Raw genomic sequence first — 19,054 nt, forward strand, 5'->3', positions numbered from 1 at the left:
CTCCTAGGACTGTGGGGTCGCCTGAACATCTTTCACAAAGCGGTCAGTGACGAAATCACGATAATCACTGGCAACCTGCGGGATCTTACCCTGCTGTTTGAGGAACGCAGCGGTATCACGGATAGCTTGATCCACCGGCTGGCCCAATTGGGTTATCTGATCGGCTACTGACAAGTAGGTGTTGCCTTTCACCAGTTCTGGCACTTGCTCTGGCGGAACACCGCTTAAGCGCGAAAGCTGGCTCAGATGCTCTGGGTTTTTAAGCCATTGATCCGGTTGCGCCAAATAAGCCCCTTGAGCGGCCAATGCACTGCGGGCAAAGGCGGTCACCACTTCAGGATGGGCCTGAGCGAAGTCCTTGCGTACCACCCAAACATCCAGGGTTGGCGCGCCCCATTGCCCCACTTGCGCGGAGTCAGTCAGGACAGTACCGGTTTTGGCTAATTCGTTGACAGCAGGAGCCCAAACATACGCGCCATCAATATCACCACGTTGCCAGGCGGCAGCGATAGCGGGTGGCTGTAAGTTCAGAATAGTGACCTGATCCGGCTTGATACCCCAATGCTTCAGAGCGGCCAGTAGGCTGTAATGGGTGGTAGAGATAAACGGCACGGCAATGCGTTTACCAATTAAATCCTGCGGAGTTTTGATCTCTTTTTTGACCACTAATGCTTCAGAGCTGCCCAGTTGCGAGGCCAACAAGAAAACCTCAATCGGGACATTCTGACTGGCCGCAACAGCCAGTGGGCTGGAGCCGATATTACCAATCTGCACATCACCCGAAGCAAGCGCTCTGACCACACTGGAGCCGCTATCAAATTTGCGCCAATCCACCTTGGCACCGGAAAGCTTGGCAAAGCTGTTATCCGCTTGCGCGACCTTGGCCGGTTCCGCAGAGGTTTGATAGGCCACGGTCACATCAACAGCATGTGCGCAGGTCGCCACCAATGACAGAGCCAACAGCGCCCCACCCGATCGCCAGATGCCGCGTGCTGCGTTGGCAAGACTTACAGAAGAAAAGGTTATCGTCATGGGTTCACTCCGCTCGGTTAACAGTGTCATTCGTTATGGTTACGACCCTAAACGAACTTGGGGCGCTGAGATGACAGTGATACCTGAAGGAGTGACATCGCTAAAGGAATAAAAAATTATTCTTTATTCCTTTATGCGATAAGTGGTATGAAGGTTGTCTGTATGACTAGCCTAACGTTATCCCAAAGTCATTGGCTTTGCAGCCAGGCAGCAATGGAACAAATCCCGATGAGCTGACTCAAGTCAGTGATTCGGGTGAGTGAGAGCAGCTAACAACGCTGCAATGTCAAGTAAGAAGGGATAATTCGCCTTTAAGGAAAATGCGGGATGCGCCTGAAATAAAAGTGCGCTCCCCGGCTAAGGTGCAGAATAACTCACCACCGCGCGCGGATATCTGGCGGGCATGCAACGATGTTTTACCCAACCGCGCCACCCAATATGGCATTAAGGTGCAATGAGCTGAGCCGGTAACCGGATCTTCATTGCTGCTCAGGGTAAAGTAGCGCGAAACAAAATCGACCTCATCACCCAGCGCGGTCACAATCACACCTCGGCCGGTATAAGCAATCAGCGCTACCAGATCCGGCTGTAATTGACGTACTTGTTGCTCACTCTCCAGCACCACCAGCAGGGATTTTGCCTGCCATACCTGCTGAATATCGATGCCAAGCAGTGCCTTTAGTTCAGCCGCAATCGCAATCTTCTCTGGGGGCAATGCAGGGAAATCCAGTGATAGTCGGCTAAAGTTATCAGTGTCGCGCTTGACATGTAAATCGCCACTGGCGCTACGAAAACAGATATCGTGCAAACCGGGGTTAACCACGTTGAACATCACATGTGCCGCCGCCAGGGTGCCGTGGCCGCATAAATCCACTTCACGCTCTGGGGTAAACCAACGGATTGCCGATTTATCCCCTTCGTCCCAGACAAAGCTGGTTTCCGGCAAATTGATTTCCGCAGCGATACTTTGCATCTGTGCTGTCGACAGCGGTTTTTTCAGTAAATACACTCCAGCAGGGTTACCGGATAACCCTGTGCCGATAAACGCATCCACATGAAAATAGTTATAAGCCATTGATTAACCCCATGGTTAATACTCTAAATAATTCGAGTTGCAGGAAGGCGGCAACTGAGTAAGTCCCCAGGAGCTTACTCAGGTAAGTGACTGGGGTAAGCGAAAGCAGCCAACGCACATGCAGCTTGAAGTATGACGAGTATGATCAATGCCAAATAAGCAGCACACAGGCCGCCGTCAGCAAGCCCATTGCAATATTAAAGGTAAACCATGCCCGGCGACTGCGTAACAGACGGCCGATCAATGCTCCAAAACCCAGCCAAATGATACCGGCCACCAGATTCACCATAAACATGCCAAGACTGATCATTAAGATCGAATGATTATAGGCCGCCCCTGCCATGCTGAAGCTGGCAACTGACCCTAATCCCATCAACCAGGCTTTTGGGTTAAGGAACTGCAATAACCACCCTTGATACAAACGCAGCGGTTTTGGTGGAACAACATTGGTTTCTAATTTTTCATAGGCCGAAGTGGCAATTTTCCATGCCAGCCATAGCAGATAAAGACTACCCAGGATTTTCAGAACTAAGTGCAAGGAGGGGTAAATCAGAATCAGGCCACCGACACCAAACGCCACCAGCAATAGCATGCTTTGCATGCCTAACATAATGCCTAACATCAACCAGATAGATCGCATAAAACCAAAATTGGCCCCAGCTGAAGTTAACAGCATATTGTTTGGGCCGGGGGTGATAGCGGCAACCCAGAGAAAACCTACCATTGAAAGAAATAAACTCAGTTCCATGAGACGGGTGCCTCTCACCCAAAATGATGCGCGATATACCCATGAAGCTAACAGTGTGCTATTGATCACACAAGAGCAACGACATGATTTCCATTCACAATATGCATGAAATATTTCGCCCGCTGGCCGGTGCCAGCAATCCACATCTGCAAACGCTGCTGCCACGGCTGGTCAGGCGGAGGGTGCAACTGCAACCTTTTTGGCAACGGCTGGAATTGCCCGATGGGGATTTTGTCGATCTGGCCTGGAGTGAAAACCCCGAGCTGGCACGGGATAAACCCAGAGTGGTGCTATTCCACGGGCTGGAAGGGAATTTTTACAGCCCCTATGCCCACGGTTTGCTGCGCGCCTGGCAAGACAAAGGGTGGCTGGGTGTGGTGATGCATTTTCGCGGATGCAGTGGCGAGCCAAATCGTAAGTCACGCATTTATCACTCCGGTGAAACAGAAGATGCGCGCTTTTTTCTGCGTTGGTTGCGGGAATGCTATGGTCAGGTGCCCACTGCAGCGGTTGGTGTCTCTTTGGGCGGCAATATGCTGGCGCTCTATTTGGCTGAGCAAGGGCAAGAGAGCTTATTAGAGGCAGCCGTGGTGGTTTCTGCACCACTGATGCTGGAGCCTTGCGCCAACCGCATGGAACAAGGTTTCTCGCGTGTCTATCAGCGCTATTTGTTAAATCAACTCAAATTGAATGCCACCCGCAAGCTATTGTATTACCCCGATAGCCTGCCTTTAGATCTGCCTCAACTGAAAGGCCTGCGGCGAATCAAAGAGTTTGATGATGTCATCACGGCGAGAATACATGGCTTCAATGATGCACTGGATTACTATCGCCGTTGCAGCGCTTTACCGCTATTGCCGCAAATTACAACGCCACTGCTTATCATTCATGCCAAAGATGACCCGTTTATGACCGCTGAAGTTATCCCGAATCTACACCAGTTACCGGACAATATTGATTATCAGCTCACTGAGCACGGCGGCCACGTCGGTTTTGTCAGTGGCTCGTTAAAACATCCACAAATGTGGTTGGAACAACGTATTCCAGCCTGGCTTTCCCCTTATTTGGAGCAACAATCATGATAATCCCCTGGCAGCAAGTCGACAGCGAAACGCTGGATAATCTGCTGGAGGCCTTTGTATTACGTGAAGGCACGGATTACGGCGAACATGAGCGCTCATTGGAGCAAAAAGTCGAAGACGTACGCCGTCAATTAGTCAGTGGTGAGGCGGTATTAGTTTGGTCAGAGCTACACGAAACCATCAATATCATGCCACGCGGCGCCTTTCGGGCCGGAGCAGAAGAGCTGCCATAACCCATGCGTTGTTACCCTATCCTCTAAGTAAAATCAGGGTGACAAGCTGGGCACTTTGCCCTAAAAATAACCATTAACAAGAAAAAACAGACCGTTTAAGCCCGCCCACTGAGGATCTAACCCCATGGAGTTACAGCTAATATGTCAATTAAACATCCGGTTATAGCCGTCACCGGCTCAAGTGGCGCAGGGACAACCACCACCAGTCTGGCGTTTCGCAAAATTTTTCAGCAATTGAATATCCGTGCAGCGCAAATTGAAGGTGACAGCTTCCATCGCTATACCCGTCCTGAAATGGATACCGTCATCCGTAAGGCACGGGATCAAGGCCGACATATTAGCTATTTTGGCCCAGAAGCCAATGACTTTGGTCAGTTAGAAGAGAGTGTGTCGCAATACGGCGAGCATGGAACTGGGCGCTCACGTAAGTATCTCCATACCTATGATGAAGCCGTGCCCTATAACCAGATCCCAGGCACATTCACCCCTTGGGAGGCGCTGCCGGAACCCACTGATGTGCTGTTTTATGAAGGGCTGCACGGCGGGGTCGTGACCGAACATCATGATGTCGCAAAACATGTCGACTTGCTGGTCGGCGTGGTACCGATAGTCAACCTGGAGTGGATTCAGAAATTAGTCCGCGATACCGGGGAGCGCGGCCATTCCCGTGAAGCGGTGATGGATTCCGTGGTGCGGTCCATGGATGACTACATTAACTACATTACGCCACAGTTCTCACGCACCCATATTAACTTCCAACGCGTTCCGACGGTTGATACCTCTAATCCATTTGCCGCCAAAGCCATTCCGTCACTGGATGAAAGTTTTGTCGTCATTCACTTCAGAGGTTTGGATCAAATCGATTTCCCTTACTTGCTCGCAATGTTGCAAGGGTCGTTTATTTCCAATATCAATACATTGGTGGTACCCGGCGGGAAGATGGGGCTGGCAATGGAGCTGATTATGGCGCCGTTGGTGCAGCAACTACTGGAAGGCAAAAAAATAGGCTAATCTCCTTCGTCCTTGGCGTTGCAGTAAAGCAATTGTTGGAAAGAAAAAATAATTTGATGCTATCCCAACCCAAAGTAGTTGGGGCTGCAGGTAGGCGGCAAGCGAACTCATCCCGATGAGCTTACATAAGTAAGTGATTCGGGTGAGCGAGCGCAGCTAACAACCCTGCAGCTTCAAGTACGAAGGGTTTGCTTAGGCGATGTCACGGATTTCAAAACTGTGGGTAATAGTCGCCGCTTTCCCCAACATTAAAGAAACCGAGCAATACTTCTCAGCCGAAAGCTCAACCGCACGCTCAACGATTTTATCCGTCAAACCTTTGCCGCTGACAATAAAATGCAGGTTAATTTGCGTAAACAGGCGCGGTGCTTCTTCCCGGCGCTGCGAGGTTAATGTCACTTCGCAATCGCGCACATCGTTACGCCCTTTCTGTAAGATAGAAACGACATCAATTGCACTACAGCCACCGGCCGACATTAACAACATTTCCATCGGACTGGGGGCTTTGTCTCCAGCATTCCCATCCATTAAAACTTGATGACCTGAAGCGGACTCACCTAAAAATGTTAGCCCTTCAACCCACTTTACACGTGCCTGCATAACTCTTGCTCCCGGTTAAATTTTCCGATTCAGACTACCCTTTCATTTACAAACTGGCAATGTAACCCGATGTTCATCATGCTGAAGCGATACAACACAAGACACTAGCCTCATCCTGTGCTACAAACAGAACCGAAAGTATTGTTTTTAGAATTAAATAGGGTAGCTTCTCAATACTCAGTGAAGGGTTTCTATCCGGTACCTATCTTGGCTATACCTTTCGGCAGTTGAGCAAATTAATATGCTAAGAGAAAGTGTATTTTATAAGCACGCCGTACAGGGAACTCTGAGCCCTGTTAAGTTAGGCAGCGATAACAACAGAGGATAACAGCGAATGGTTCTCGGCAAGCCACAAACAGACCCGACTCTCGAATGGTTCCTGTCTCATTGCCATATCCACAAATATCCATCGAAGAGTACGCTAATTCACCAAGGTGAAAAGGCCGAAACACTTTACTACATCGTGAAAGGCTCCGTTGCGGTGCTGATCAAAGATGAAGAAGGTAAAGAGATGATTCTCTCCTATCTCAACCAGGGAGATTTCATCGGCGAACTTGGATTATTTGAAGAAGGCCAAGAACGTAGTGCCTGGGTCAGAGCAAAAACTGCCTGTGAAGTGGCTGAAATTTCTTACAAAAAATTCCGCCAGTTAATTCAGGTCAATCCAGATATCTTGATGCGCCTGTCTTCACAAATGGCGAATCGCTTACAGATAACATCTGAGAAAGTGGGTAACCTTGCTTTCCTTGATGTGACTGGACGCATTGCACAAACGCTGCTTAATCTGGCAAAACAACCTGATGCCATGACCCACCCAGATGGGATGCAGATAAAGATTACCCGCCAGGAAATTGGTCAAATAGTTGGCTGCTCCCGCGAAACTGTGGGGCGGATACTAAAAATGCTGGAAGATCAAAATCTGATCTCCGCACACGGTAAAACGATTGTCGTTTACGGCACCCGTTAATTCCCTATAAACCGGTGCTGCTACTTCGGCACCGGTTTTCTTTTGTGTGATTAATAAATTTCTGGGGCCTACATGAAATGGCAACGGCTTATTTATCATCCTGAAGTTAATTATGCGCTCCGCCAAACACTGGTTCTCTGCTTACCGGCGGCATTGGGGTTTGCCGTGGGGGAATTGCGGCTGGGGTTGATGTTCTCCCTGATACCCGCCTGCTGTAATATTGCTTCGCTCGATACTCCCCATCAACATTTCTTCCGGCGGCTGATTGTCGGCGGGACACTCTTTACCTTCAGTAGTTTTCTGACTCAACAATTACTGCTGTGGGATATCCCATTACCGGTGGTGATGCTTGGTCTCGCATTAACGTTGGGGGTAAGTGGTGCTATCAGCCAGCTCAACGGCCGGTTGCTCCCGGCAGCGTTGATCGCCGCTATTTTTAGTCTCAGCATGGTAGGCCGTGCGCCTATTTGGCAAGCGCCATTGATGTGTGCCGTGGGGACTCTCTGGTACGGGGTATTTACCTGGCTATGGTTTCGGTTATGTAAAGACCAGCCCATCCGTGAGCCACTGAGCCAGCTTTATCATCTGTTGGCCGATTATTGCGATGCTGCCTACTCTTTGCTTGGTCAGCACCAGGATGCGGAAAAAGCGATGCCAGCCCTGCTGGATAGGCAGCAAGGTATTATGGATAAAATTAACCAACTTTATCAACAGTTTAATCTACTACCCAATGCCACCAAAAAAGAGCAAAAGCGGCTACTGATACTCTTTCAGATGGCGCTTGATTTGCAGGAACATATCACTGCGGCGATGAATCAGTCAGAAAAGGCGCAAGAGCTGATAGAGCAGAGTTCAATAGAAGCCATCCTTGAACGTAATGTGCAGATTATCTCAACACAAATGCGCACCATCGCCGATAATATTCTCTATCACCACCGCGCGAAGACCCATTTCAGTGCCGGTGATGCGCTGGTCGAGCTGGAAGAGGTTGCCCAGCAACATCCTGATAATCCGGTGGCACAATTCTGCTATTACCATATCAGCCACATTACCCAGATCCTGAGCGATCAGCGCCCGCAATATGACCGCGATTTGATGTCAAGCCAACTATCTCAACCATTCTGGCCAGCGCTTGTTGGCTATCTATCATTTAAATCCAGCGCATTACGTGATGCAGGCCGCATGGGCGTAACGCTGGCAGCGGGCAGTTATATTGGTAGCCTGATCCATCTGCCTAAACCTTATTGGATTTTACTCACCATCATGTTGGTGACGCAAAACGGCTATAACGCCACTAAAATTCGGATTCACCACCGAGCCTTGGGCACTCTGATTGGGCTGTTACTCGCCGCGGCCCTGCTGCATTTTCAAATGCCGGAAGGGACTACGCTGAGCATTATGTTGCTCATCACATTGATAGCCTATCTGGTTCAGCGCAAAAACTATGGCTGGTCAGTCATCTTTAGAACCATCACTACAGTGTATATCTTGCAATTATTGACCGGAGAGGGCGCCGACTTTTTAGTTCCACGATTGCTGGATACCTTAATCGGCTGTGCATTGGCCTTCGCCAGCGCACTATGGCTGTGGCCACAGTGGCAAAGCGGTTTGCTGCGAAAGAATGCGCATCAAGCATTGGAGAGTTATCAGAAGATCCTGCGCATCCTACTGAAACCTAATCCAGATATCGGGCAACTCTCCTATGAACGCATTCAGGTGAACAAAGCCAGCAATGCGGTCCTGAGCTCACTGAATCAGGCCATGCAAGAACCCGGATTTAACTCAAAATATTTGGCCGACATGCGCCTATGGGCTACTCATAGCGAGCTTATTGTTGGGCATATCAATGAGATGACCATCCTGACTCGCGCTTACCCATTGGAAGAATCACCGCTAGAATCAGATAAACGCCACATTCAGCTGACTGTTAAATTGGCGGAAGAATATTTACAGCTTTGTGAGATGGCGATTCAGCAATGCCAGCAACGATTGGAATCGGATAACAGTGAGGGGAATAACGATTTTGTGCAAATGCCAGACATCGATCCTGATACACAAATATCTGAATCGGAACGCAATTTACGGCGTATCTTGTCACATCTCAGTGTAATGCATACCGTTTCATCTCTGGCATGGCAACAACAGCCGCACCACGGTATTTGGCGTCGGCGCAAGTTGCACAGCAAAGCGTAAAAATAAAGAGGCCAAAAAGCCTCAGACTGCTGACAAACTCCAACGACTCGATCTTGCAAGGTGAGGACAGGTAGAAGAGTAAAGCGTCCGCGCCACGGATGGCGCGGGTCGAGCCATCAGGGACGATTTTACGGCGTCTTTACGATCTGCCTGTTTTCACCGATACGGGCACTTTGTCATTAACCTCAGGCCAAAAAGCCTCTTCATAATGCAAAGTTACCCTTGCACCAGGCTGGCAATAACATGTTCCAAACGCGCCATACCTTGCTGGATATCTTCTTGCTCAATCACCAGCGAAGGCGCTAAGCGCAATACATCTGGCCCGGCATTGAGGATCATCAAACCATTCGCTGCCGCGGCAGTCAGGAACTCCCGTGCACGACCATGATATTGCGGTGCTAATTCAGCGCCAATCAATAACCCCATGCCGCGAATATCACTGAACACATGATACTTGTTATTGATATCTTGCAGAGCTTGCACAAATAGGCCGTGGCGCTGTTCAATACCATTAAGTACCTCAGGGGTATTAATGACATCCAACGCGGCTTCTGCCACCGCACAGGCGAGAGGATTGCCGCCATAGGTGGTACCATGTGTCCCTACCGCCATCACCGATGCAATTTCTTCTGTGGTCAGCATCGCGCTGACAGGGAACCCGCCCCCCAGAGCTTTAGCTGTCGTGAGGATATCTGGCGTCACACCATAATGCATATAGGTAAACAGCTTACCGCTGCGCCCCATGCCGCTTTGCACTTCATCAAATACCAACAGCGCTTTATGTTGGTCACAAAGTGCACGTACCCCTTGCAGAAACTCAGGCGTGGCAGCAGTAATCCCACCTTCACCCTGAATAGGCTCCAGCACGACTGCACAAGTATGGTCATCCATGACAGCTTTTACCGCAGCCAAGTCATTAAACGGCACGTGGATAATATCCGCCGGTTTCGGGCCAAACCCATCGGAATACTTTGGCTGCCCGCCAACGGATACAGTAAACAGGGTGCGACCATGAAATGCATTATGGAACGCAATGATTTTAGTTTTATAAGGACTATGGCGTTCAATGGCGTAATGGCGAGCTAACTTAAACGCCGCCTCATTTGCCTCACCACCAGAGTTGGCGAAAAACACCCGATCGGCAAAGGTTGCTGCAATCAGTTTCTGGGCCAAACGCAGTGCTGGCTCATTGGTAAATACGTTACTGGTATGCCATAACATTTCACCTTGTTGATGCAATGCTGCCACCAGTGCCGGATGGCAATGACCCAAGGCAGTAACAGCAATTCCACCTGCAAAATCAATGTATTCAGTACCTTGTTGATCCCACACGCGGCTTCCTTTCCCTTTTACCGGGATAAACTGCGCGGGTGCATAAACAGGCAAAATAACCTGATCGAATGTACTGCGAGTTACTGCTAATTTATCTGCCATTACGCTATCCACCCTGGTAAACCATTGAGCTGCCAATTTCTGACATGTGAAAATATAATCACAAAATATGCATAAAAAATCACAATCAGGCAAACAAAAAATCAACCAATTGGTAAAGTAGATCTCAACAGATTAATTTTTAAGGAAATTATCTAATAATTGATGGCCTTGCTCGCTAAGAATACTCTCCGGATGAAACTGCACCCCCTCCAGTGGCAAGGTGCGATGACGGATACCCATAATCTCATCCATTACTCCGTCTTGTTCTGTCCATGCGGTCAATTCAAAACAATCAGGCAGTGAATCGGCGGCAATCACTAAAGAGTGATAACGAGTCACCGTTAGCGGCTGATTAAGCCCACGGAAAACACCCTGCCCACTGTGGCGAATTGCCGTGGTTTTACCGTGCATCACTTGTCGCGCCCGCACGATACGCGCCCCAAAAGCCTGCCCTAGCGCCTGATGACCCAGACAAACCCCCAGTATGGGTAATTTACCGGCAAAATGACGAATAGCATCCAGGGAGATCCCGGCCTCATTGGGGGTACAAGGGCCGGGGGAAATCACCAAATGAGAAGGTGATAGTTTTTCAATATCAGCCAGTTGCACTTCATCATTACGTTTAACCACCACCTCTGCGCCCAGCTCGCAAAAATACTGGTACAGGTTGTAGGTAAACGAATCGTAATTATCGATCAATAACAGCATTTCATATCCAAAAAATCAGGTTAGCGCTTGCGCCCACCAGTAATTGACCCCAGAACACCGCGCAAAATTTGTCGCCCCAGATCGCGCGCCATACTTTTAGCCGCAGTCTGAACGATACCATCTCGTTTGCCACCGCGTGGGCCTGTAGAACCAAATAGCAAATCATTCAGTCCATCCATCAATCCGCCACCCTGATTACTCGGCTGCTGCGAAGCTGTCGTACCATCTGGAGCCGCATCTCCCAAGGTGGAGGAACCGCCGGCGGATAACTTTTCATAAGCCGACTCGCGATCCACCATCTCTTCATAGCGGCCATACAGTGGTGAATGATTGATGGCGTGATTACGTGCTGCGGTGTCCAGTGCGCCCATTTTAGATTGTGGGGCAATCACCATAGCGCGCTCAACGATATTGGGCCGCCCTTTCTCATCAAGGAAGGAAATAAGTGCCTCACCGACACCCAGCTCGGTAATCACCTGTTCGGCGCTGAATGCCGGGTTCGCGCGCATGGTTTGCGCCGCAGATTTAACCGCCTTTTGATCCCGTGGAGTAAAAGCACGTAGAGCATGCTGCACGCGATTGCCCAATTGGCCGAGAATTTTATCAGGAATATCCAATGGATTTTGTGTCACGAAATAGATGCCAACCCCTTTTGAGCGAATCAGCCGTACCACTTGCTCAACTTTATCCACCAGCGCAGTCGGGGCATCGGTAAACAACAAATGGGCCTCATCAAAGAAAAAGACTAATTTAGGTTTATCGACATCACCAACTTCAGGTAATTGCTCAAAAAGTTCAGCTAGCAACCACAGCAGAAAAATTGCATACAGTTTGGGTTGATTAATCAGACGGTCAGCGGCCAGTAGATTGATAACCCCTTGCCCATTGCTGTCAGTTCGCATCAAGTCGTGAATGTCCAACATCGGCTCGCCAAAAAATTGGTTAGCGCCCTGCTCTTCTAAAGTCAGTAAACCGCGCTGGATAGCGCCAATCGAGGCGGGTGTAATATTGCCGTATTGAGTGCGGAACTGTTTTGCATTATCACCAACAAATTGCACGATAGCGCGTAAGTCTTTCATGTCCAGCAGCAGTAGGTTGTTGTCATCAGCAATTTTAAATACCAATTGCAGCACACCACTTTGCACTTCATTGAGATCAAGCAAACGTCCCAGCAGCAACGGGCCAAGATCGGAAATGGTGGCTCGGATTGGGTGGCCTTTTTCAGCGAAAATATCCCAAGGCACAATCGGGCAAGCTTGTGGTTGCCAGTCTGTCACCCCAATTGCCGCCAGTCGTGCTTGCAACTTTTCTGACTCAACACCTTCAACACCAATACCGGATAAATCGCCCTTCACATCAGCCAGAAACACCGGCACGCCAATGCGGGAAAATTGCTCGGCCATTTTTTGTAACGTGACGGTTTTACCCGTACCTGTCGCGCCAGTAATCAAGCCATGACGGTTTGCCAATGCCGATAAAATCACTAAATCCTGTGCCGGCTGTGCCTTCGCGATAAGCAATGCTTCACTCATAAACCGTTACCCCCAACTGAGACAGATAATTGATTATATGCAACCTGGTTAGGCAAAAGGATTAATTTCTGGTGAGGATGGGATGTTAGCAGGGTATATCAGCCTTCGGGGAAGAAGGCTGACAACTAAATCATTAAGGTAAAACTTTTGCCGACAGAATAGTGATCGGTTTCACCGGCACATTTTGGTATGGCCCGACGTTTTCTGTCTGAACCTGAGAAATTTTCTCTACCACATCCATCCCCTTAACCACTTTACCGAACACGGCATAGCCAAAGTCACGTTGGCCATGATCGAGGAAAGCATTATCTGCCACGTTGAGGAAGAATTGGCTGGTGGCGCTGTCTTTATCTGCGGTACGGGCCATAGAAATGGTGCCACGCAGGTTACGCAAGCCGTTATCTGCTTCATTTTTGATCGGCGTTTTAGCCGTCTTTTGTTTGAAATCGGCAGTAAAGCCCCCGCCCTGAATCATAAAACCGGGGATAACGCGGTGGAAGATAGTGTTGTTGTAATAGCCGTTGTTGACGTAATCAACGAAATTCTGTGTTGAAACCGGTGCCTTCTGGCTATTGAGTTCCAACTCAATATTCCCAACCGACGTTGTTAACAACACATGAGGTTCACCGGCAGCTAAAGCTGCGGGCACCACGGCGCTTAGGGAGCAAAGTGCAATGAAGGTCACTAAAGTACGTTTGAACATTAACGGTTCCTTTCTGTGGGATGCGAACAACGGAAAAGCGCTTTGATTCTAGAGAGCTGACCCGCTCAATGCCACCCATTTACGGTTATTTACGTAACAGAATACGCATTTTTGCGGGAAACTCACCACTTCGGCCGTTAAACCGCGTCATAGAGATTAATTAGCTAAACTAAACCATCCCCCCAATCTCAGGCAATGCCGAAATTCTGCAACCGGGATCACGTCTTGCTTATTTCCTTGCTCTCAGGCTGCCATTTTTGCGAGCAATATCCCATTTTGTTTTTGGTTAATCGTTAGTCTTCTCCCAAATGAGAGCGCTCTCATTTATAATTTACTCATTTGGAGGCCAAATATGAAAACCTTTAAAATTGCTATTATTGGCGGCGGCAGTAGTTATACCCCTGAGCTAGTTGATGGATTAATTCAGCGAATTGACCAACTGCCGGTTACCGAACTGGCACTGGCTGATGTCGAGTTAGGTCGTCAAAAAGTGGAGATTATTGCCGCGCTGACCCGCAGAATGCTGGATCGTCACGGGTTGGAACAGGTGAAAGTTAGTGTTCACTTCTCACTGGATACCGCCATTGAAGGTGCCAGTTTCGTTCTGACACAATTCCGTGTCGGCCAACTCCCGGCACGGGCAGCGGATGAGCGTTTGGGTTTGAAATATAACTTACTCGGGCAGGAGACCACAGGTGTCGGCGGTTTTGCCAAAGCGCTCCGTACCATTCCGGTTATGCTAGATATTGCTGCGAAAGTTGAAAAGCTGGCACCGGATGCCTGGATAATCAACTTTACCAACCCAGCCGGTATCGTCACCGAAGCAGTAACCCGCTATAGCAAAGCGAAGATTATTGGCCTGTGTAATGTCCCGATCAGTATGCACCATATGATTGCGAAGTTACTGGATGCGCCTTATGAAGATATCCAGCTGCGTTTCGCCGGGCTAAATCATATGGTATGGGTGCATGAAGTGCTCCAGCAGGGTAAAAACGTCACCGCAGATGTGCTAAATATGTTGTGTGACGGAGCCTCATTGACCATGAACAACATCAAAGAAGCACCATGGCCACCGGAGTTTCTGCGAGCAATGGGTGCTATCCCTTGCCCTTATCATCGCTATTTCTACCAGACACAAGATATGCTGGCAGAAGAAATAGTCGCAGCGGCTGAACGCGGCACCCGTGCAGAGCAAGTGATGCAGGTAGAAAAAGAGTTGTTTGATCTGTACGCTGACCCACATCTGGATAGCAAACCGGAGCAACTCAGTTTCCGTGGCGGATCATTTTATTCTGAAGTCGCACTGGAACTTATTCGTGCAATTCATAATAATTTAGGTACGCAACTAGTTGTGAATACGACAAACCGTGGCGCGATTCGTGGTTTGTCTGATGGTTCCGTGGTAGAAACCAACTGTATTGTTGATGCGCAAGGTGCACACCCACTGACTTTTGGCCCTTTACCGGTTGCCATGCATGGGCTAACCCAGCAAGTCAAAGCCTATGAGCGCCTGACAATTGAAGCTGCAGTGCACGGCGATCGCCGTAGTGCTTTGTTGGCATTGGTGACCAACCCACTGATTGGCAACGCCAGTATTGCTCAGCCACTATTGGACAATGTTCTACAAGTAAATAAACTTTACTTGCCGCAGTTCGCAGATTTGTAACATTCATTCATTTTATACTCTACGTAATTGGAGTTGCAGTTCCCCCTGCAACTTCAAGTATGAAGGGGATTGGAGTCAGCAATGGTCACACTGGAAGACGTCGCGGTATTAGCTGGGGTATCCCGCGCTACGGTATCCCGCGTGGTCAATGGTGATACCAATGTTAAAGCGCAAACGCGTGAAAAAGTAGAACAAGCGGTCGCAGTTTTGGGCTACACCCCGAACCCTGCCGCACGGGCACTGGCCTCCAGCCAAAGCAATACGCTGGGGTTAGTGACCACATCCTACCGTGGTGGCTTTTTTGGGGCGTTGATGGATTTCGTCCAAACTGAAGCCGAATCGCAGGGTAAACAGCTGTTAGTCACTCAGGGGCGGGATAACGCAGATAAGGAATGGCAGGCTATTCAGCGCCTGTATAACCTACGTTGCGATGGATTAATCCTGCATGTGCGTTTTCTCAGTGATGAAAGGCTACATCAGTTAGCGGCAGCAGGCCGTTCGTTTGTCTTATTGGATAGACTGGTTCCCGGCCTGGAAGCTCGCTGTGTCACTTTTGATCATCGCCGTGCCAGCCAAATGGCAACACAGGTACTTATTGATGCCGGCCATCGCCACATTGCTTGTATCAGTGGTTCAGCGCAGCGCCATTCCAGTGAATTGCGGCGTCAGGGCTTTATCGATGCGATGCAATTAGCCGGTTTAGAGCCGGTAGCTTGTGTGGAAGGGGTTTATGACCTGGAAAGCGGCTATCAACGTGCAGATGAGATCCTCAAGCGCCCACAGCACCCCACCGCTATCTATTGTTGTAACGAAGAAATGGCTATTGGTGCCCTGCTGGCTATCAATAAGCATCACTTGCAAGTCCCACAGGATATTTCATTGCTTTGCTATGACAGTGGCGAACGTGCTCCATTTGTCAGCCCGGCATTAACCAGCTTACATTTCCCCATTGTAGAAATGGCGCGACATGCCACTCAACTGCTCATTAACCCATTGATTCCCAATGCTAGTTTCCCACCTGCGATTATCATGCGCGAATCAGTTATGCCGCCTAAAAAATAGCATTTATGTAAATTCAGCGCTGATTAACATGCATCTGCCTGCCACTCTTTCCTGGTGTGAAAACAGACTCAAAATATCCTCATCTCCTGTCATATTCAGAATATTTATCAATGTCTCGCCACTACAAATTGTGACACCTCACTATTTTTCGCAATAACGCCCCACTCATTGCATTAAAAATTGAATGTAAATCACAAAAACTCACTATGCCTATGCTAGGATCCGCCGCCTCAGTGCAGAAATGGTTTGAGCGCTTTTTATACATGCTCTTACTATTATTGACTTAACATTATGCTGACACAGGCCCCATCTATGAATAACAGCAATCGCCTTCGACTCACTTGGATCAGTTACTTTTCATACGCGCTGACCGGTGCGTTAGTTATTGTCACCGGGATGGTGATGGGAAATATCGCAGAGTATTTCAATCTGCCTATTGCCAGTATGAGTAACACATTCACTTTCCTTAATGCCGGTATTTTGATCTCTATCTTCCTGAATGCCTGGTTGATGGAAATCATTCCATTAAAACGTCAGTTAGTGTTTGGTTTTATTCTGATGTTAATTGCGATTGCCGGATTAATGGTTGGCCATAATCTGATGATCTTCTCCATCAGCATGTTTATTCTCGGCGTCGTCAGCGGGATAACCATGTCGATAGGTACCTTCCTAATTACCCACATGTATGAAGGACGTCAGCGCGGGTCACGCCTGCTGTTCACCGACTCATTCTTCAGCATGGCTGGGATGATTTTCCCAGTCGCCGCAGCGATGCTGCTGGCTCGCCATATCGAATGGTACTGGGTCTATGCCTGCATCGGCTTGTTGTATGTCGGTATTTTCGTGCTGACATTGTGCTCTGAATTCCCGGTTCTGGGCCATAAAGCCACCGATCAAAGCAAGCCTGTGGTGAAAGAAAAATGGGGTGTGGGCGTGCTGTTCCTGGCGATTGCCGCACTGTGTTATATCCTGGGCCAACTCGGTTTCATCCAGTGGGTACCGGAATACGCCACCAAAACCTTCAACATGGATATCAGTCAGGCTGGCCAATTGGTCAGTAACTTCTGGATTTCCTACATGATTGGGATGTGGGTATTCAGCTTTATCCTGCGCTTCTTTGATCTGCAACGTATCGTCACCGTGTTAGCGGCGCTGGCAACATTGGCGATGTACATGTTTGTCAGTACGGATAATCCAGAACACCTGAGCTACTACATTCTGGCGTTGGGCTTTGTCTCTAGTGCCATTTACACCACGCTGATTACGCTAGGTTCACTGCAAACCAAAGTGTCTTCACCAAAACTGGTGAACTTCATTCTGACCTGCGGTACTGTCGGCACCATGTTGACCTTCGTGGTAACTGGCCCGATTGTGGCTAATAGTGGTGTTCATGCCGCACTGGCAACCGCCAACGGCTTGTACCTGACGGTGTTTGTGATGTGTCTGATTTTGGGCTTCTTCACCAAACACCGCAGCCACGGCCACGTGACTCATTGATTTAGCTGTTTAATTGCCCTGCCACCACCTCGGTGCAGGGCAATCCCATTTATTTAAAATTCACGGTCTCTTCTTGCCCCAAATATATCCGGCTTTCAGCCAGTTGCGTCTTCGCTATCACCACGCCGTGGCGAATGGAATAATGCACCAAAACTTGCCGCCGCACCGCATCAAAACCGTTTTCTGCTGGCAGAATAATCAGATTGGCACTGTTACCCGGCTGCACACCATAATCTGATAAATTCAGGGTTCTGGCACTGTGGGTGGTTATCAAATTCAATCCATCATTGATTTGGCTGTATCCCATCAACTGGCAGATATGTAACCCCATATGTAATACCTGCAACATATTAGCGGTGCCCAGCGGGTACCACGGGTCGAACACATCATCATGACCGAAACAGACATTAATCTGTGCCGCCAGCATCTCTTTCACCCGCGTAATACCCCGCCGCTTGGGATAAGTGTCAAAGCGCCCTTGCAGATGAATATTCACCAGCGGATTGGCTACAAAGTTAATACCGGACATTTTCAGCAAGCGAAATAACCGAGAGGCATAAGCACCATTATAGGAATGCATTGCCGTGGTATGGCTGGCGGTCACCCGCGCGCCCATGTTCTCCCGGTGCGCCAATGCCGCCACTGTTTCGACAAATCGCGACTGCTCATCATCAATCTCATCACAATGAACATCCACCAGCCGCTGATATTTTTGCGCCAAGGCAAAGGCGATATGTAACGATTCGACGCCATATTCGCGAGTAAATTCAAAATGAGGAATAGCACCAACCACATCAGCCCCCAGTCGCAGCGCCTCTTCCAACAGCGCGGCACCATCAGGATAGGAGAGAATCCCCTCTTGCGGGAAAGCGACAATCTGCATCTCCACCCATGGGCTAACTTCTTCTTTTACCTCTAACATCGCACTGAGTGCCGTCAGACTAGGATCGGAAACATCCACATGGGTGCGGACATACTGAATGCCATTGGCTATTTGCCACTTCAATGTTTTCCAGGCGCGCTGCTTAACATCGTCTCGGGTCAGCAAGGCTTTACGCTCAGCCCAGCGCTCAATACCCTCAAACAAGGTGCCGGATTGGTTCCAGCTTGGCTGCCCGGCGGTTTGAGTGGTATCCAGATGAATATGCGGCTCCACAAATGGCGGCAATGCCAGCCCACCTTGGGCATCCAATACCCCATCACCGGTTACTGGCTGCTCCGGTTGCGGCACAATCGCGGTGATTTTTCCGTCCGCAATGGCTATCTGCCATAACCCCGCTTGCCCGCTAAGGCGGACATTATTGATGGTGGTTAATAAATGATTTGCTAAAGATTGGCCCGCCATAGATGACTCCATAATCGCGTTTGGTCATTACCCATTAGCTTACCCGACCCGCAACCCCTCGCCCGATTTTCTTTTACCAAAACAGCGTTTTATTTTATTAAATAAAAAAGCACAAACTGAAACCATTCAGCCAAACATGAATGAAATCCGCAACTTATAAAAAACG

Annotated in this window: 17 protein-coding genes; 8 read left to right on the plus strand and 9 right to left on the minus strand. The window is 49.1% G+C overall.

Annotation, left to right across the window (positions count from 1 at the left end; translation table 11 throughout):
- Nucleotides 1-3: 3 nt before the first annotated feature.
- From tauA to FGL26_RS14465, 3 genes are all read right to left on the minus strand, one after another.
- Nucleotides 4-1,032, minus strand: coding sequence for a taurine ABC transporter substrate-binding protein (gene tauA / locus FGL26_RS14455; RefSeq protein WP_005174657.1), 1,029 nt, complete (start codon nt 1,030-1,032; stop codon nt 4-6).
- A gap of 286 nt (nt 1,033-1,318) precedes the next feature.
- The gene (locus FGL26_RS14460; protein WP_005174661.1) at nt 1,319-2,107 is read right to left on the minus strand and encodes a PhzF family phenazine biosynthesis protein; all 789 of its coding nucleotides are present in this window, start codon (nt 2,105-2,107) and stop codon (nt 1,319-1,321) included.
- Nucleotides 2,108-2,252: 145 nt separating this feature from the next.
- Entirely contained in the window at nt 2,253-2,855 is a 603-nt protein-coding gene (locus tag FGL26_RS14465; protein ID WP_138060246.1) for a LysE family translocator, read from the minus strand.
- Between the two features lie 101 nt (nt 2,856-2,956).
- Here FGL26_RS14465 and FGL26_RS14470 point away from each other — a divergent pair, with 101 nt between their 5' ends.
- The 3 genes from FGL26_RS14470 to FGL26_RS14480 all read left to right on the plus strand — a co-directional run bounded on the left by FGL26_RS14470 (nt 2,957) and on the right by FGL26_RS14480 (nt 5,181).
- On the plus strand, nt 2,957-3,937 hold the full coding sequence (locus FGL26_RS14470; protein WP_005174664.1) for a hydrolase: 981 nt from the start codon (nt 2,957-2,959) through the stop codon (nt 3,935-3,937).
- Nucleotides 3,934-4,170 (plus strand): YheU family protein, encoded by a 237-nt coding sequence (locus FGL26_RS14475; RefSeq protein ID WP_005174667.1) that lies wholly within the window; start codon nt 3,934-3,936, stop codon nt 4,168-4,170. Before FGL26_RS14470 ends, FGL26_RS14475 begins: the two co-directional genes overlap by 4 nt.
- Before the next feature lie 141 nt (nt 4,171-4,311).
- Complete coding sequence (locus FGL26_RS14480; RefSeq protein WP_005159760.1) at nt 4,312-5,181, plus strand: phosphoribulokinase; 870 nt, start codon at nt 4,312-4,314, stop codon at nt 5,179-5,181.
- A 192-nt stretch (nt 5,182-5,373) separates the two neighbouring features.
- Here FGL26_RS14480 and FGL26_RS14485 read toward each other — a convergent pair whose 3' ends face one another.
- On the minus strand, nt 5,374-5,781 hold the full coding sequence (locus FGL26_RS14485; protein ID WP_004391459.1) for an OsmC family protein: 408 nt from the start codon (nt 5,779-5,781) through the stop codon (nt 5,374-5,376).
- Nucleotides 5,782-6,115: 334 nt separating this feature from the next.
- On the opposite strand from FGL26_RS14485, the gene crp reads away from it, so the two are divergent.
- Together crp and FGL26_RS14495 are read left to right on the plus strand one after the other, a co-directional pair.
- Complete coding sequence (gene crp / locus FGL26_RS14490) at nt 6,116-6,748, plus strand: cAMP-activated global transcriptional regulator CRP (RefSeq protein ID WP_002212297.1); 633 nt, start codon at nt 6,116-6,118, stop codon at nt 6,746-6,748.
- A gap of 72 nt (nt 6,749-6,820) precedes the next feature.
- Nucleotides 6,821-8,941, plus strand: coding sequence for a YccS/YhfK family putative transporter (locus tag FGL26_RS14495; protein ID WP_005174670.1), 2,121 nt, complete (start codon nt 6,821-6,823; stop codon nt 8,939-8,941).
- A gap of 216 nt (nt 8,942-9,157) precedes the next feature.
- On the opposite strand, the gene argD is transcribed toward FGL26_RS14495, so the two are convergent.
- The 4 genes from argD to ppiA form a co-directional block, all read right to left on the minus strand.
- On the minus strand, nt 9,158-10,375 hold the full coding sequence (argD, locus tag FGL26_RS14505) for a bifunctional acetylornithine/succinyldiaminopimelate transaminase (RefSeq protein ID WP_005174672.1): 1,218 nt from the start codon (nt 10,373-10,375) through the stop codon (nt 9,158-9,160).
- Nucleotides 10,376-10,507: 132 nt separating this feature from the next.
- Nucleotides 10,508-11,083, minus strand: a complete 576-nt coding sequence (locus tag FGL26_RS14510) for an aminodeoxychorismate synthase component II (RefSeq protein ID WP_005174674.1) — start codon at nt 11,081-11,083, stop codon at nt 10,508-10,510.
- Between the two features lie 20 nt (nt 11,084-11,103).
- Complete coding sequence (locus FGL26_RS14515; protein ID WP_005174675.1) at nt 11,104-12,615, minus strand: helicase HerA-like domain-containing protein; 1,512 nt, start codon at nt 12,613-12,615, stop codon at nt 11,104-11,106.
- A 133-nt stretch (nt 12,616-12,748) separates the two neighbouring features.
- A complete protein-coding gene (ppiA, locus tag FGL26_RS14520; protein WP_005159741.1) occupies nt 12,749-13,318 on the minus strand; it encodes a peptidylprolyl isomerase A in 570 nt (189 codons plus the stop codon).
- A gap of 352 nt (nt 13,319-13,670) precedes the next feature.
- Between ppiA and FGL26_RS14525 the strand changes: the two genes are divergently transcribed.
- From FGL26_RS14525 to tsgA, 3 genes are all read left to right on the plus strand, one after another.
- Nucleotides 13,671-14,984, plus strand: coding sequence for a 6-phospho-beta-glucosidase (locus FGL26_RS14525; RefSeq protein WP_005174677.1), 1,314 nt, complete (start codon nt 13,671-13,673; stop codon nt 14,982-14,984).
- 81 nt (nt 14,985-15,065) lie between these two features.
- Nucleotides 15,066-16,046: a LacI family DNA-binding transcriptional regulator gene (locus FGL26_RS14530; protein WP_005174679.1), complete on the plus strand. Its 981-nt coding sequence runs from the start codon at nt 15,066-15,068 to the stop codon at nt 16,044-16,046.
- Nucleotides 16,047-16,358: 312 nt separating this feature from the next.
- Entirely contained in the window at nt 16,359-17,543 is a 1,185-nt protein-coding gene (gene tsgA, locus FGL26_RS14535; RefSeq protein ID WP_005174681.1) for an MFS transporter TsgA, read from the plus strand.
- A gap of 49 nt (nt 17,544-17,592) precedes the next feature.
- Here tsgA and FGL26_RS14540 read toward each other — a convergent pair whose 3' ends face one another.
- Nucleotides 17,593-18,888, minus strand: a complete 1,296-nt coding sequence (locus FGL26_RS14540) for a cytosine deaminase (protein ID WP_005174683.1) — start codon at nt 18,886-18,888, stop codon at nt 17,593-17,595.
- Nucleotides 18,889-19,054 lie beyond the last annotated feature (166 nt).

Source organism: Yersinia enterocolitica subsp. enterocolitica, assembly GCF_901472495.1.
Lineage (GTDB): Bacteria > Pseudomonadota > Gammaproteobacteria > Enterobacterales > Enterobacteriaceae > Yersinia > Yersinia enterocolitica.